The organism is Flexistipes sp., from assembly GCF_036172515.1.
Lineage (GTDB): Bacteria > Chrysiogenota > Deferribacteres > Deferribacterales > Flexistipitaceae > Flexistipes.
Window position 1 is genome coordinate 17,641 of record NZ_JAXKVW010000006.1, and the last position, 16,238, is coordinate 33,878.

At 37.8% G+C, this 16,238-nt stretch carries 15 protein-coding genes and 1 tRNA gene; 9 read left to right on the forward strand and 7 right to left on the reverse strand.

Features of this window, described 5'->3' with window-relative positions; translation table 11 throughout:
• Positions 1-231 precede the first annotated feature (231 nt).
• The 7 genes from ileS (at position 232) to UMU13_RS05745 (ending at position 8,110) form a co-directional block, all read left to right on the forward strand.
• Entirely contained in the window at positions 232-3,033 is a 2,802-nt protein-coding gene (gene ileS / locus UMU13_RS05715) for an isoleucine--tRNA ligase (protein WP_328217723.1), read from the forward strand.
• A 45-nt stretch (positions 3,034-3,078) separates the two neighbouring features.
• Positions 3,079-3,555 (forward strand): signal peptidase II, encoded by a 477-nt coding sequence (lspA, locus tag UMU13_RS05720; RefSeq protein WP_328217725.1) that lies wholly within the window; start codon positions 3,079-3,081, stop codon positions 3,553-3,555.
• A complete protein-coding gene (gene purH, locus UMU13_RS05725; RefSeq protein ID WP_328217727.1) occupies positions 3,545-5,095 on the forward strand; it encodes a bifunctional phosphoribosylaminoimidazolecarboxamide formyltransferase/IMP cyclohydrolase in 1,551 nt (516 codons plus the stop codon). Before lspA ends, purH begins: the two co-directional genes overlap by 11 nt.
• 190 nt (positions 5,096-5,285) lie before the next feature.
• On the forward strand, positions 5,286-6,569 hold the full coding sequence (gene purD / locus UMU13_RS05730) for a phosphoribosylamine--glycine ligase (protein ID WP_328217729.1): 1,284 nt from the start codon (positions 5,286-5,288) through the stop codon (positions 6,567-6,569).
• A complete protein-coding gene (gene purE, locus UMU13_RS05735; RefSeq protein WP_328217730.1) occupies positions 6,566-7,072 on the forward strand; it encodes a 5-(carboxyamino)imidazole ribonucleotide mutase in 507 nt (168 codons plus the stop codon). Before purD ends, purE begins: the two co-directional genes overlap by 4 nt.
• Positions 7,073-7,084: 12 nt before the next feature.
• A complete protein-coding gene (locus tag UMU13_RS05740; RefSeq protein ID WP_328217732.1) occupies positions 7,085-7,684 on the forward strand; it encodes an L-threonylcarbamoyladenylate synthase in 600 nt (199 codons plus the stop codon).
• A 6-nt stretch (positions 7,685-7,690) separates the two neighbouring features.
• Positions 7,691-8,110, forward strand: a complete 420-nt coding sequence (locus UMU13_RS05745) for a hypothetical protein (protein WP_328217733.1) — start codon at positions 7,691-7,693, stop codon at positions 8,108-8,110.
• Between the two features lie 24 nt (positions 8,111-8,134).
• Here the strand turns inward: UMU13_RS05745 and UMU13_RS05750 are convergent, their stop codons facing one another.
• The 3 genes from UMU13_RS05750 to UMU13_RS05760 all read right to left on the reverse strand — a co-directional run bounded on the left by UMU13_RS05750 (position 8,135) and on the right by UMU13_RS05760 (position 10,467).
• Positions 8,135-8,614, reverse strand: coding sequence for a PepSY domain-containing protein (locus UMU13_RS05750; protein ID WP_328217735.1), 480 nt, complete (start codon positions 8,612-8,614; stop codon positions 8,135-8,137).
• A gap of 298 nt (positions 8,615-8,912) precedes the next feature.
• Positions 8,913-9,989 carry a M20 family metallopeptidase gene (locus UMU13_RS05755; protein WP_328217737.1) on the reverse strand — a complete coding sequence of 359 codons (1,077 nt, stop codon included), beginning with the start codon at positions 9,987-9,989 and terminating at the stop codon, positions 8,913-8,915.
• A complete protein-coding gene (locus UMU13_RS05760) occupies positions 9,976-10,467 on the reverse strand; it encodes a GNAT family N-acetyltransferase (protein ID WP_328217739.1) in 492 nt (163 codons plus the stop codon). The genes UMU13_RS05755 and UMU13_RS05760 overlap by 14 nt, the downstream gene beginning before the upstream one ends.
• 138 nt (positions 10,468-10,605) lie before the next feature.
• On the opposite strand from UMU13_RS05760, the gene UMU13_RS05765 reads away from it, so the two are divergent.
• A tRNA-Pro gene (locus UMU13_RS05765) sits at positions 10,606-10,682 on the forward strand.
• A gap of 64 nt (positions 10,683-10,746) precedes the next feature.
• Here the strand turns inward: UMU13_RS05765 and UMU13_RS05770 are convergent.
• The 4 genes from UMU13_RS05770 to UMU13_RS05785 all read right to left on the reverse strand — a co-directional run bounded on the left by UMU13_RS05770 (position 10,747) and on the right by UMU13_RS05785 (position 14,033).
• A complete protein-coding gene (locus UMU13_RS05770) occupies positions 10,747-11,862 on the reverse strand; it encodes a tyrosine-type recombinase/integrase (protein WP_328217741.1) in 1,116 nt (371 codons plus the stop codon).
• Positions 11,863-11,865: 3 nt separating this feature from the next.
• Entirely contained in the window at positions 11,866-12,270 is a 405-nt protein-coding gene (locus tag UMU13_RS05775; protein WP_328217743.1) for a hypothetical protein, read from the reverse strand.
• A gap of 363 nt (positions 12,271-12,633) precedes the next feature.
• The gene (locus UMU13_RS05780; RefSeq protein WP_328217745.1) at positions 12,634-13,041 is read right to left on the reverse strand and encodes a hypothetical protein; all 408 of its coding nucleotides are present in this window, start codon (positions 13,039-13,041) and stop codon (positions 12,634-12,636) included.
• Positions 13,042-13,070: 29 nt separating this feature from the next.
• Positions 13,071-14,033 (reverse strand): integrase domain-containing protein, encoded by a 963-nt coding sequence (locus tag UMU13_RS05785; RefSeq protein WP_328217747.1) that lies wholly within the window; start codon positions 14,031-14,033, stop codon positions 13,071-13,073.
• A 651-nt stretch (positions 14,034-14,684) separates the two neighbouring features.
• Here UMU13_RS05785 and UMU13_RS05790 point away from each other — a divergent pair.
• Complete coding sequence (locus UMU13_RS05790) at positions 14,685-15,992, forward strand: KAP family P-loop NTPase fold protein (protein WP_328217749.1); 1,308 nt, start codon at positions 14,685-14,687, stop codon at positions 15,990-15,992.
• Positions 15,993-16,238 lie beyond the last annotated feature (246 nt).

Genomic DNA, 16,238 nt, shown 5'->3' on the forward strand with positions numbered 1-16,238 from the left:
TTTAGTTGTGTATTAGTTTAGTGGGCATTCAACATTGAACATAACCCATTACGCATCACGCATTACCCATTACCCATTACCCATCACTCCTCACGCATTACGGTTTTACGGCATCACAGCTTTTAAATGCGTAATTTCAGGAGCTGTCCAAACTATTTTGGTACTTGATTATTGCCCTGTTTAGTGATAAAAGTCACACTTTAAAAGATTCTTGTTATAAAAGGAGTAATCATGGATTACAAGGATACACTCAACCTTCCTAAAACCGGTTTTCCTATGAAAGCCAGCCTTGCGAACAAGGAGCCTCAAAGGCTTAAAGCATGGTATGACAAGGAGCTTTACCAGCGGATTCTTGAGAAAAGGCAAGGAGCAGAAAAATATGTGCTGCATGACGGTCCGCCGTATGCAAACGGCCACCTTCATATGGGTCATGCTCTGAATAAAATTCTGAAAGATTTCGTCGTTAGAATTAAATCAGCAGAGGGATATTTTTCACCTTATGTGCCCGGTTGGGACTGCCATGGTCTGCCTATTGAGCATCAGGTGGATAAGAAGCTCGGTTCCAAAAAGAAGAATATGAGTGTATCAGATGTGAGAAAAGAATGCAGAAAATATGCAAACAGATTTATAGATATTCAGCGGGATGAATTTAAACGACTGGGTGTTCTCGGTGACTGGGACAATCCCTATATTACGATGGATTTTGAATATGAAGCTGTTACACTGGCTGAATTATATAAATTTTTTAATAACGGCGGTGTTTATAAAGGTTTAAAGCCGGTGCATTGGTGTACAAGTTGTGTTACGGCATTGGCAGAAGCTGAAATTGAATATGCACAGCATACTTCTGATTCTATTTTTGTCAAATTTGGAGTTGATGAGAAAACGGCTAAAGAATTTGGCATTGAGGGAGAAAAAATCAGTGTAATTATCTGGACAACCACCCCGTGGACATTACCTGCAAACCTGGCGGTGGCTTTTCACCCTGAGCTTGAATATTCTTTTGTCAAGATTAAGTCCTCCGAGAATGGAAATCTTAAAGCCGGTGAGATAGTTGTTGTTGCGAAGAAGCTGGTTGAGGATTTGATGCAGGAGTTTGGTGTGGATGATTATGAAGAAATCAAGACAGCCTCCGGCATGGATTTTGAGAACAAGTATGCACACCATCCTTTTTATGACAGAAAATCCTTAATGATTCTCGGTGAACACGTTACCACCGAGCAGGGCTCCGGTATTGTACATACTGCTCCGGGACATGGTCAGGAGGACTACGAAGTCGGAAGAGAATACGGACTTGAAGTTCTTAATCCAGTGGATGACTACGGTATTTTTAAAGACAGCCTGCCTGTATTCGGCGGTAAAAATATTTTCAAAGCGAACCCAGAAATAGTTGAACATATGAGAGAAAACGGTTCACTGATTAAAAGCTCTAAAGTGGAACATTCTTATCCTCACTGCTGGAGATGCAAAAAACCCGTGGTTTTCCGGGCAACTCCCCAGTGGTTCATATCGATGGAAAATAATAATCTGAGAAAAAACGCTCTGAGCGAAATAAAAAAGGTCAAATGGATTCCTTCCTGGGGGGAACAGAGAATTACATCCATGATTGAGAACAGGCCTGACTGGTGTATTTCAAGGCAGCGTACATGGGGTGTACCTATAGCTGTTTTCACATGCCAGGATTGTGATGAAACAATAATTGATGAGGATATACAGGAGAAAGTACTTGAAGCCTTCAGAAAAGAAGGTGCTGATGCATGGTTTGATTACTCAGTTGAGGATTTTCTCGGTTCAGATTTTGGATGTCCGAACTGCGGTGGTAAGAAAATCAGAAAAGAAACAGATATCCTTGATGTCTGGTTTGATTCCGGCACAAGCCATGCGGCTGTCTGTGAAAAAAGGGATGAGCTGACTTGGCCGGCAAATATGTATCTTGAAGGCAGTGACCAGCACAGAGGGTGGTTTCACAGCTCCTTGCTGGAAAGTGTGGGAAGCCGGGGCAAAATTGCCTATAAAGAGGTGTTGACACACGGTTTTGTTGTTGACGGAGAAGGGAGAAAAATGTCCAAGTCAGTCGGCAATGTTATAACACCTGATGAGATTGTAAATAAATATGGAGCGGAAATTCTCAGACTGTGGGTCAGTGCGGAAGATTATTCTGAAGATGTGAGAATTTCCGCTGATATTATTAAGCGTCTTGTAGAATCCTACAGAAAAATACGAAATACTTCCAGATACCTTCTCGGGAATCTTTCCGATTTCCAGCCGGATGAGGATATGGTCAGCTACGACCAGCTGCTGGATCTGGACAGATATATACTGATTAAGTGGGAGAAAGCCAAAAAACGTATATTGACAGCTTTTGATAAATATCAGTTTCATACATTTTATCATACCTTTATTAATTTCTGCATAAATACGCTTTCATCCTTTTATCTGGATATTTTAAAGGACAGGCTATATACATATAAAGCCGATTCTCATTACAGGAAGTCGGCACAGACAGTCGTTTTTACCCTTATGAAAGAAATGTGTATTATTATGTCCCCCATTTTATCGTTTACAGCTGATGAAATCTGGGAATATCTTCCCGAATATGAAAGTAAAAGTGAATTTGTGTTTGAGGAAACTTTTCCGAAAATGCAGGAACACAATGAAGCACAGCTTGAAGAGAAATGGGACAAAATTACGGCTGTCAGAAAGGAAGTAAATAAAGCTCTCGAACTCGCAAGGGCAGAGAAACTAATCGGCCACCCTCTTGATGCAAGGGTTACTCTTGGCTCAAAAGAGGATTTAAAGGACGTATTAACAGCTGATGAGGGGATAAACAGAATTTTCATCATTTCTGAGCTGATTATTAAAGATTATGAGGAAATTTCCGATGGCTTTGAATCAGAAAATATGCCTCTTAAAATTTTTATCGAACAGGCTCCATATGAAAAGTGTGAGCGGTGCTGGGTGCGTTCGGATTCCATAGGTGAGGATGAAGAGCATCCGGGGATATGCTCAAGATGTGTATCTCAGGTTAAATAATCTTTATGAGGGGGATTTGCCCCTCTTTTTATTCCGGTGGTTCTGATGAAGAAATATATACTGCTTATTGCAGCTGTTGTAGGTTTGGATCAGTTTACAAAATATCTTGTTGTACATAATATGTCCCTTTATGAAAGCTTTCCTGTGATAGAAGGGTTCTTTAACATTACATTTATATTGAATCCCGGTGCGGCTTTCGGCATGATGGCCGATTTAAATGAGGCTTACAGGCAGCTGTTTTTTATAATAATCACGATAATTGCCATAGTTATAATTTCGATTCTGGCATACAGGGAAAAACAACACAAACTACGGTTTTTTTCTTATATGCTAATTATTTCGGGAGCTTTAGGCAATCTTATAGACAGGATATTTGTTGGAAAAGTCGTGGATTTTCTGGACTTTTATATAGGAAAATATCACTGGCCGGCATTTAATGTGGCCGATTGTGCTATTTCTGTTGGTATTTTTTTTCTGATTGTTGATATAATTTTTGTTAAGGAGGTAAAAAGTGGTGATTAAACCTAAAAGGGCTCTTTTGAGTCTTTCGGATAAAGAGGGGTTGACTGAGTTTGCTGAAGGCCTGGATAGATGCGGTATTGAGATAGTTTCCACCGGTGGGACTGCAAAACTTTTAAAAGAAAAGGGTTTCAATATTATTGAAATTTCTGATTTTACCGGTTTCCCTGAAATTCTGGACGGTAGGGTAAAAACACTAAACCCTAAAGTCCATGCCGGTATATTGAATATAAGAGAAAATGAAGAGCACAGGCAGACAATGGAAAAGCACGGTTTTGTTGATATAGATATTGTAGCTGTGAATCTTTACCCTTTTGAGAAAACTATAAGTTCCGCTTCAGTTACAACGAATCAAGCAATAGAAAACATAGACATCGGCGGTCCGACAATGATTAGAAGTGCGGCAAAGAATTTTAAGTATGTGACTGTTGTAGTGGATAAACGGGATTATGCCGTTATTTTGGATGAAATAAACACAGAAGGTGGTGTAAAATTCGAAACAAGAATGAATTTGGCGCGTAAAGCGTTTACACATACGGCGATGTATGACAGTATTATTTCAGGATATTTCAATGATTTGATGGGTATAAATTTTCCTGAGGAAATTGCGCTCCCCATGAGAAAAAAGCAGGACTTGCGCTATGGAGAAAATCCACACCAAAGAGCCTCATTTTATACATCACCGGCTGCTTCTGAGCCGGGTGTGACCAATGCGCATCAATTGCACGGCAAGGAACTTTCGTTTAATAATATTATTGATACCAATGCAGCTCTTGAACTGGTTCAGGAGTTTGATACACCAGCCTGTGTAATTGTAAAACATACCAATCCATGCGGCGTTGCTCTGGCTGATGATATTACAGAAGCTTACAAAAATGCTCTGGAATGCGATCCTCTAAGTGCTTTCGGGGGTATTGTGGGGTTAAACAGAGAGGTGGATAAAGAGCTGGCTGAAAATTTATCTGAAATTTTTCTGGAAGTTATTGCAGCACCCTCTTTTTCAGAAGATGCCATGGATATTTTAACAAAAAAGAAAAATATAAGATTGCTTGAAATTAAAGGTGATTTTTCTGTAAAAAATAAAGAATTGGATATGAAAAAGGTTGTTGGCGGCTATTTGCTTCAGGAGAAGGATCTTCAGACTTTGCCTGATGACAGGGATTTGGAAATTGTCACCGAAAAGAAACCCACGGGTGATGAGTATAGCGATTTAATATTTGCCTGGACTGTTGCAAAACATGTCAAGTCGAACGCTATTGTGTATGCAAAGAATAACAGAACTATTGGGGTGGGTGCAGGGCAGATGAGCCGTGTGGACTCCAGTAAAATAGCGGCTGAGAAAGCCAGAAACCCACTTGAAGGATCAGTGATGGCATCTGATGCTTTTTTCCCTTTTAGAGACAGTATAGACGAAGCTGCAGAGAGGGGGATAAAAGCTGTAATCCAACCCGGCGGATCGATCAGGGATGAGGAAGTTATAAAAGCTGCTGATGAGCACGGAATGGCAATGGTTTTTACAGGCATGAGGCATTTTAAACATTAATTTAGTGCTAAGTTTTAAGCGCTAAGTGCTAAGTGTTAAGCGAGTTAAGTAGTGAGATGGAGAAGTGGAGAGACAGAGGTTGAGGAAGTTGAAATGGTTGAGAGAGTTGAAGGGGACAAAGGAAATTAAACACTAAACCCGGAACTTGGAACCTTGAACGTTGAACTTTAAACATACACGGGGGTATTGAATGAATGTTATGGTTGTCGGCGGCGGAGGCAGAGAGCATGCCATAGCCTGGAAAGCAGCATGCAGCGGGAAAGTTGAGAAAGTGTATTGTGCACCTGGTAATGGGGGAACTGCTGCGGAAAATAAATGTGAAAATATAGATATAAAACCTTCAGATTTTGCAAACTTAGCTGACTTTGCCAAAAAGAACAATATTGAATTAACAATTGTCGGGCCGGAAGATCCCCTTGTGGAGGGGATTGTTGATTTTTTCGAAGCCCGGGGGCTTAAAGTTTTCGGTCCCGGCAGTGAAGCTGCTCAGATTGAGGCAAGTAAAGCTTTTGCTAAAGATGTGATGGATAAAGCCGGTATTCCCACAGCGGAATATCAGCGTTTTACTGATTACAACGAGGCACTTGCATATGTTGATAAAAAAGGTGTACCTATTGTGATAAAAGCTGACGGTCTGGCAGCAGGTAAAGGCGTTACTGTTGCTTTTGAAAGGCAAGAGGCAAAAGGGGCACTTAAAAATATACTTGTTGATAAAATATTCGGAGAGTCCGGCAGCTCGGTCGTTATTGAAGAATATTTGAGTGGAGAAGAAGCGTCATATCTTGCTTTTACAGATGGCAATACAATTTTACCTCTTCAATCCAGCCAGGATCATAAACCTGTGTTTGACGGAGATAAAGGGCCAAATACAGGGGGTATGGGAGCATATTCCCCGGCACCGGTTGTCACCCAGGATATTATGGATTATGTTACTGAAAATGTTGCCAATCCTCTCATAAATGAGCTTAAAAAGCGCGGTATTATCTACAAAGGAATTATTTATGCCGGATTAATGATAACTGATAACGGAGTTAAGGTTCTTGAATTTAACTGCAGGTTTGGAGATCCGGAAACACAGCCCATACTTTACAGAATGGAATCGGATATTACAGATGTGATTAGCAAATGTATTGAAGAAAAACTTGATTCTGTAAATATTGAATGGAATGAGAAACCATCAGTTTGTGTGGTGATTTCTTCAGGAGGTTATCCCAAAGCTTACAATAAGGGTTGTGAGATTACAGGTATTGAAGACGCAGAGACGATTGAAGATGTTAAAGTATTCCATGCAGGAACTGCTGAAGTGAACGGCAAACTGGTTACTTCCGGTGGTCGTGTTCTTGGTGTCACTGCTAAAGGGGGCGGACTTCAGAATGCTATAGAGAAGGCTTATAACGCTGTGGAAAAAATACGTTTTTCAAATATGCATTACAGAAAAGATATAGGAAATAAAGCCCTTGGGAGGATGAAATGAGCAAAGTCGGCATAATTATGGGAAGTAAATCTGACATCGAAATTGCGGAAAAAGTCATGGATACTTTGGACGAGTTTGGTGTGGAATGGGAAGTTACCGTTTCCAGCGCCCACAGAACTCCTGAAAAAACAGCTGATTGGGTAAAAAATGCTCCACACAGGGGAGTGAAAGTGATTGTTGCTATAGCCGGTGCAGCAGCTCATCTGGCAGGGGTGGTTGCCAGTGAAACATATATTCCGGTATTGGCAGTACCAGTGGCATCAACATCACTGCAGGGAATGGATGCTCTTTTATCAATGGTTCAAATGCCCGGAGGCGTACCTGTGGCAACAATGGCTATTGGCAAGGCCGGTGCTAAAAACGCTGCAATATTTTCCGTACAGATTATTAGTGCCGGTGATGAAATATTGGAGAAAAAACTGCTTGATTATAAAAAAGAGATGGCAGAGAAGGTTTATAAGGATGATGAGGAAATTCAGAGGAGATTGAAAAATAGAGGCTGACAGTTGCTTATAATGAAAGCAGATACGGCAGATGCTGTTAAAGTATTTAAAAAAGCAGTGTCGTCTCACTCTCCGGTAATCTTTCCCACAGATACCATTTATGGTATAGGTGCTGAGTTTTTTGATGTTTTTGCCAATGAGAAAATAAGCAAAATAAAGGGTAGGGAGGCTAATAAACCTTTTCCTGTATTGATATCTGATTTTAAGCAGATGGATGATTTGAAGATTACCCTTACGAATAAAACGAAAAGAATCCTTGATAAGTTATGGCCGGGTCCTTTCACTTTTATTTTGGAGACTGAACTTGAGGGCTATTCGTATGCTGTTAATAACGGCAAAATCGCAGTAAGGCTTCCGGATAAAAAATGGCTCAGGGATGCTATCAGTATGATGCATACCCCTTTTACAGCTACGAGTGCAAATTTATCCGGGGAGGTTTACAATGGAGAATTCAGAAATATTTTTGAAATTTTTAAAAATGATATAGATTATTTTTTATATGAAGAACCTTCATCACGGGGAAATACGCCTTCGACGATTGTGGATGTTTCCGGTGAGGAAATAAATATTTTGAGGAATCCTTTAGCAATAAATATGAAGGATTTACAATAGATTAATATGGATATTTTCAACTTTCTGCAGAATGAAACATTTATATTCTATGCTGCGGCTTTCTCTGTTTTGTTTTTTTTAATAGGTATTATTTTGGTTCCATATGTTATTTTGAAAATTCCACATGATTACTTCAGTTATTCTTCCAAAAAAGAGTATTTTTCACGAAAAAGGGATATTGCAGTATATTATGTGAAAATGGCACTTAGGAATGCCGCTGCACTTTTGTTGTTTTTTTTAGGTATTATTCTTCTTGTTGTCCCCGGTCAGGGGCTTTTGACAATACTGTTAGCTTTTCTTCTTGCCGATATACCAGGTAAATATAAAATAGAAAAATATCTGATAAAAAAAGAAAGAGTTTATAATTTACTCAACAGGTTCAGACAAAAATACGGTAAAAAGTCCTTCATTCTGCCTGAGGATTAAAGAGAGGGGAACTCCCCTCCCTTTTTACTGATTGTTGTTGTAAATTGGCATAGGTCCTACTACGTACCCGAAAGGGTTTACTCTTATGAGAAAATTGTTTTTATTTTCATCCTGTACTGTGTACTGATACATTGTTCCTCTGGGCATATTAAACTGTTCCTGATTTACAATTTCAAACCCTTTTAAATTTACTGACAGAAATTCTTCAACCTTTTTTGTCGCCTCTTTCTCGGTAAGCTGATTCACCTGCTGATTACCATAAAAAGGGCCGGGGCAATTGTATCCGGGCATCATTCCTCTTCCATAACCTGGTCCACCTCTGTGGTAGCCGGGGCCGCCATAAGGCTGTCCCTGATATCCCATCATGCCGCCTTGATATCCCATCATGCCGCCTTGATATCCCATCATTCCGTTGTGGTAGCCACTTCCCATTCCCGGGCCGTAAGCAAATGCCATTGTAGCTCCCAATGCTAAAACACCTAAAATTACAGCTAATTTTTTCATGATTTCCTCCTTTTTGTTTATTAGCTTCACAGATATAATGGCATAAAACATGCCAAAAAGTGTCATGTTGAGTAATTGTATGATAATAAAAGATAAATTGCAAAGTAGTCAAAATTAAGGTGTGAAAAAAATGCACAGTGGAGTATAGATTTTTCACAATCAGAGGTTATCAATTTGGGTTAAAACTTAAGAGCCCGGTCTAAAGGGAGATGTTTTAAGTGAAATAACAAAATAAAATGTTGTGGGCGCGGTTAGCACCTTAACTACCTCCCCGTCACCCATCACGCATCACGGTTTTTTACAATTCATTCATAATGGAGAGGTAAGTTTCTGCAGCTTTCTCAACCTCATTGAAATTAATATATTCCTCTTTTGTATGTGCATATGAAATATCACCCGGACCGAGAATAATAGGCTTAATACCTGACTGCCATAAAATGGGGGCATCGGAATCACTTTTAAAAAAGAAGGGCTTATACTCAAATTTATGTTTTTCAAAAACTTGCTTGATAAGCTGAGGCAGCATACCTTTTTCTGTCAGTTCAAAACCGTGGTGAATTGTTTCAAGGGAGTAATTTACTTCGTTATTTTTAAAGCTTCTGAAAATAAGATCTTCAATTTCGGCGGTCAGCACACCAATGGGATATCGTGTGGGTAGGTGCAAATCCAGATATGCTTCACATCTGTCCGGTGTGGCAAAACCGGCCTGGGAGCTGCTCAAGTCTCTTATGTTGTAAATGATATCGCTTACATCTTTCTCTATGTAATTGATTATAATATTCAAATAATCCATCATTTTTTTCACGGCATTTTTATCGGGTTTGGAAAGAGAGGCGTGAACCTTCTGCCCGTAAGCGGCAAGTGCAATTTCTACATAACCGAAATGCCCATAACACGGCTGCAGGTTAGTAGGCTCGCCTATGACTGCCCAGCGAAAGGAGTAGTCTTTTGATAATGCATATGCACCGTCTCCGGATTCCTCTTCACCAACTACCAGTGCTAACCCAGCGGTAAAATCCTTCTTATTATTTTCCTGAAAAGATAGAAAGCTTTCAATCATGGCGGCGCATCCGCCTTTCATGTCAACGGCTCCCAATCCGTAAATTTCATTTTCATAAATATCCGATTCATAATTTTCATAGTCGAAAGCCGGAACGGTATCTATGTGCCCAACAAAAATTGTGTCGCATTCTCCTGATTCCGGCATTACAATAATGTTGCCCCTTTCACTTTCAACTTCCTGAAATTCATAGGGAAGATTGTGCTTTTTCAGATAAGCCTGAAGAAAATCGGTCAGCTCAGTTTCCTTTCCGGAGGGGCTGTAAATATCTATCATCTCTGTGAGCAGTTTCTGCAATCTTTCACTGTTTATCATTATCCGGCACCGCCTCATCAAGGTTTAAAGTAAGATATATCTGCTCATTAGGTTTGGCAAAACCTTTTTTCATGAAAAATCTCAAAGCCTTTTTGTTATCAGCTTCGGTATCAACGAGAAGAACCTTTACGTCATTTTCCAGCATATATTTTTTAAATTCGTCAAACAGTTTGGATGCTATCCCTTTGCTTTCAAATTCAGGATCAACACACATCCATACAAGGTATCCATACTTTTTGGGAGATTTATTGACAATATAAGAAAGGATAAATCCTGCTATATTTCCATTTATTTCAGCTACGAAGCTGCTCTCAGGATCGTTAGTATAAAAATTTACCACCTCATACTCATCCCAAACTCTGTATAAATTGGGAAAACTCTGAAGTGTGAAAATTTTTTCTCCCAGATGGTATACTGGCGCCAAATCATCGATAGTTAGACTTCTGACTTTCAATGTTTTTTCGTTTGTTTTGCCCATTGTACTCCCTCTTAATGTTATTTTATATTACAATATAACACATTCATCTTCAATAGTTTTCATCTAATCCCAAGTTTTGGACTTGCGTAAAAAGTATTTGACAAATAATAAAATTTATAATATAAGATGCGACTCATTCGGGGCGTAGCGCAGTTTGGCAGCGCATCGGTCTTGGGAACCGAGGGTCGGAGGTTCAAATCCTCTCGCCCCGACCATTTTCTTCTTTGCTAACAGAAAGTTAGGCAATCGGTTTTTATATTGTGATAAAATTGTGATAAATCAGGCTATCAGATAGTCATCAAACTTCGATTCATAATCCTCATTTTCCATAAAATTTGCATAAACTTTAAAAAGTGTCTCGAAATTCTGATGACCTAACTGCTTAGCCACAAATCCTATCCTGTCACCCGCTTCCAATGCCAGTGACGCATAGGTGTGACGTGTCTGATAAATTATCCTGTAGGGAATATTCAATGCTTTCAATGTCGGCAGCCAATATGACTTTTTGATTTTGGCCGAACTGTGATAAGGCATACCGTATTTGTTGATAAACATGAACTCATTGCCCGATTCAACAAAAGCCTGATAATTTCTTAACTCTTTTATTACTTTCTTTGAAAGCTTTACATACCGTTTAGACCTCTTGGTTTTAACTGTATCCAGATCACCGCCCGTTATTCTCTCTTTCGTAAAATAGTAACCCTTATCCAGATTAAGATATTTCCACTTCATGGCCAGCACTTCGCCTATTCTCATCCCTGTGAAAAACAGTACAACAAACATTGTATAGATGTGATGTGGGTGGTTTTCTGATAAGTGATCGAGTATCCTGATAACCTCTTCTTTTTCAAACGGATGGATTTCAGGGTTTTCCACCTTTAAATTCTTAATCTCCTTTTTCAGGTCTTCGGCGATATAGTTTCTTTTTCTGGCATACTCAAGAACACCTCTGAGTATTATCAGATGATTATTTACAGCCTTGTTGCACAATTCGTATTCTTCCTTGAGAAATAATACGAAATCATCAAGATCGGCCAAATCGATATTGTTGATTTTTCTGCCTTCGAAAAATTCCAATATTTTTTTGGAGTTGTGTTCATAGCCTTTAAAGGTGGTTCGCTTTAAAAGGGTCTTCTGTCTTTTCATATACATTTCCATTACTTCATGGAAATATTTGGATGCCTTAACCCTTCTGGTCCTGCTTTTCTTATATTCAGGGAACCACTTTTCCAGGATAAACGTGCCTTCTGATATTTCATGTTTGATGATGGTGTGGTTCGCTTGTTGCAATGCCCTGTTTTTCTTTGTGTCATCCAATCCAAGCGGAATGCGGTATTGTCTATCGTCATATGTAAAACTCATCCACAGTTTATTATTTCTCGCATATACACCCATAAACTACCTCCGTTCACCACGGAGGCCGAAATACTCAAGCATCCTCTCCTTAATAAAACGGACATTTCTGCCTACATAGATGTAATGATAACCTTTCCTCAGCTTCTTCTTAAACTTGGTGTTTCTCAATGACTGCGGGTTCCACTTGATAATTTCTGCCATTTCATCAGTTGTCAGTAGTGTTTCACCGTCAGTTTCCGCAGTCACGTGTTCTGATACCACTTTTTGAAGACGCTGAATTTCATCGGTTACATCGATAAGGGCAGTCTTGCCGTTAACAGAGATTTGCCTGAAATATCTTTCATTTGCCTCTGCTACCAATCCCTCGGCGCCTATTAAATTTTCAATCAACCTGTTGCCTGTTTCCTTAATACTATATCCATAATTGCTTTTGCAAGGATTTTTCATACGATTATCCCCCTCTTTCTCAAGAAAAAGGGATAATCATCCCTTAAAAATTTATTCTGCGCAGACAGTTATACTCACCGAAATATTTTTATTTTTGTATAACCACGCACAAATACTATATTATAAAGTACAGTACTTTATAATACTTTCTCTGGATAAAGTATGTGAAGCTTTGAGCTTGGTTTGTAGATTGGCTTTACACGATTTAAATATCGTGAAAAATTTAATCCAAAAGAGAAAAATATCCGTTTTTGGACACACTAATATTATTTGATTTGATCTTAGAAGTAGAAGGTGTTACTTTAAAACAAGTTATGACATGTTTTGAAAGAGTCAAGAAGAAATTTATGGCAGCATAAATATTTACTCGGGAGGCAAGACTTCCCCATATTTTCTGCGCCATTTTTTTATACTTTCATACTCATTTTTTGTTACATATATTTTTTTCTTGCCATCGATTGATCCTATTATCTTTGTCACATTATAACATAATTCCCGTCTTTCAATCGCTTTGAAAAACTTGTTCATATCATAAAGATTTTGTTGCAGATAATACTTAGACAGAGACCCCTGCTGACACTTACTTATTAGGTACTTGTAATAAGCGTTTTTGTGATCGTAGTTTATGCTTTCCAGATCTGTAACTTCAAAATAATTCTTCTGTATAAATACAAAAAATTCTTTTATAAGCCGTCTTGCCTGCTCTACAGAAGATTTCGTTCCCTTCAGTTTACACTTTCTTTCAAACTCACTTTCCAATGTTTTTTTCATAATTATTTCCCCCTTTTATTCTTATGTATTTATTTGCCAAGATAATAACTGGTAATATCTACGCGATGATGACCCAATTCTTCGCTGATTTGTAGCCTAACCTCTAAATCTTTTTCCTTTTTAACGGGATTTTCCTCAAAAGCGTCACGTTTAACAGGCGGCTCATGTCCTGTGAGCTCTATATACCTTGTTTGTGCATAATGATGCCTTTCCCCGTGGAAGTTGTATTTTATACCTGTCTCTTCCCTGAAGTTTCTTATCACATTATATGAAAATGCTTTCCAGTCCTTATATCTGTAGTTATCAGGAATTAAAGAATTATTAAGCCGAAATTCTTTGCGGAATGCTCTTACTGAGTTTATTAATTCTTTCTGTTTCTCGAAAGCTCTTAATGTTCTTAACTGGCCACCTTTTGTTCCCCTCAGTATATCTATAGTACCGTTTTTATGCAGTTCTTTGCCAGTAAAGAGGGCCGATTCCTTAAATCTAAGCCCCAACTGTCTTTGCAGCTCAGTTTGGATTCGTAGAGCTTCATATTTTATATCACCAGTTGATAAATATTTATCTGTTAAAAATTCTGATAATTTTTGATGCGTATAATCAGTAATACTCTTATCGACATTATCAAATCTTGAGCCTCTGTTTAACCCATATTCTTTAGCTGAAATATTGAGATCGGTACGGTAATAATATGTAAAAATTGTGTTTAATGATGAAATAATATTTGTAGCGTGCCCCGCAGATATTTCATTGTTGTCCAACCTTTCCTGAATATAATTTGCAAAATCAGACATCTGTTCAGAATCAAGCTTTGCAAGATTTTTCAAACCGTATTCTTCCTTGGCAAAATCGGCTAACAAGCGAATAGCTTGTGCTGATTTTTGCATTGTTTCTTCATTCTTTGACTTTACAACTTCCATTGCCATGCGGAAACTTGCAGCTTTCCGTGATAAATCCTTTTCCCCGTTGAAATTACGCCTTGTTTTTGACATACTTCACCTCTCTCTTTAATTAATACGTAACAAATAAAAATTTGAGCTCATCAGCTCAAAAGAGATTTTCTTGTGTGAGTTTTTACAGATAATACGCTACAAGGAATGTATGTTAGCGAATCCTCCTGGTTTCAGGCACCAAGAAGCCTTGTATCATCTATATTAACTCACTTCTCCGATAGTGAGATTTAAAGGATTTAGACACAGTCATGAATGGCGTAGCAACCGACTGGCATTATATCGGGACACTTTGTAAGGCCTGATACAATGACATAACTGTGAATTTTATGTTTTTTATGTAGATAATGGCTTGCTTGTAAAACCCATGAATAAAGGCTTAGGCGTATCTTATATTTTTTACATTCACCTTTGGTAAGGTGAACGTAAAAAATATGTCTTTGTGTGATTTATTGTTATTGTGATTTACAGCTTTGCTGTTCATCAACTGTAGTTGATGAATTTTGATTTTTGATATAACTCCATGGTATGACTTTATCAGAATAGTAGAAACTATAATTAATTTATGGCACCGTTCGTATAAGTCAAGGGGAAATCCAATTTTGTTTATGATTGTTTTGATGATATCTTTATAATATGGTAACATAAGCTTATGTTTGTTGGTAATGATATTGATTATAGCGAGGTGAGAAAATGGATGATGCAAACCTAACCTTTGAAAGTTATGATAAGCTTGAATTAAAACCATTCGCTGAGAGATTAGAAAAATACATTAAAGTTGAACACCTATTTTTTGATGAAAGTCTTGTAATAAGTCTCAATGCTTCATTTGGTTCAGGAAAGACCACATTTCTTAAAATGTGGAAAAAGAGAATTGATAAAGAAGAAAGTTGTTTTGGTAATAAACCGACAGTAGTTAAAATTAATGCATGGAAAGATGATTATTGTGGGGATCCATTTATTTCTCTTGTTTCTTCATTAATCGAAGAATTTGGCGTTAACAGCAAGGAAGGTAACAAATTAAAGAAAGTAATAAAAAAAATTAGTTTAGGAATGGCCAATCAAGCTATTAAAAAACATACAGGAATGGATATATCAGAAGTGTTAAAATATCCTGAGGAACTTGCCTTGCCAAGTCCTTTTCAAGTCTATGAACAAAAGAAGAATGCCCTTGAGGAAATCAAAGAAATCATAAAAGAGTTTATATCTGAGGATAAGCTGAGTATTATATTTTTTATTGATGAATTGGACCGTTGCAGACCTGATTACGCCATTTCTTACCTTGAAACCATAAAGCATGTTTTTGATATTAAGGGTATTGCATTTATCTTGGCTGTAGACCGCAATCAATTAGAATGCACTGCTAAAGTTGCATTTGGTAATGATATGGATTTTCCTGAATATTATAGAAAGTTTGTTCAACGAGAAATTCTATTACCTAAACCCACTGCTGATGCCAACAAAAAACTAAGCAGAGAACTCACAAAATATTACCTACAGCAAAATCATATACGAAATTGTTGGCGCATAATAGAACATGGTATGAGAATAACTGAATTAATAAATTCTTTAGAACTTACACCACGCCAAACACATGAGGCATTACGAGTATTAAGCCATTATTTAGGAACTGATGAAGGTGACAAGAGTTTAGAAGAATACCCAGCTGCAGGAATAATTTTAATGTCAATTGTAAGAACAAAAAAACCCGATATTTATGAAAAGCTTGGTAAAGAAGGAATTGAACCTACAGATGCAAAGATTTTGTTTAATAATATGATTCAAGATAGTAAAGAATGGTGGTTTAAGATGTGTTTATCTGAAAACTGTATAAAAATAAATGGCAAGAGTTTCAAAGATATATTTGTTGAGGCTGGAGTACCAGATGTGTGGGAAGCAGGAGATTCTTATCTTCAAGAAGAACAAAGATTAACAAATCATCAAAATCAATTTAAACGTTATTACTCAGATATTGAAGATTTATTAAACTTTGAAAACTGAAATTTATATTAATGTAATTTAACTGAAATATTAATATATGGGTATATTTTAGGCCTCCGTGGTGTATTTGATTTTTTGATTGTGATAAAATTGTGATAAAAATGGGTTATATAGGATAACCCGAGATTAGAGAGGATTATACCAAAGTCTTATCTGACATATGTTTAAAGCATCTAAATTACTCTTGTGTAACCATTTATTTGTGTTCAAATCCTCTCGCCCCGATTATTTTTCCTTTTACTAACA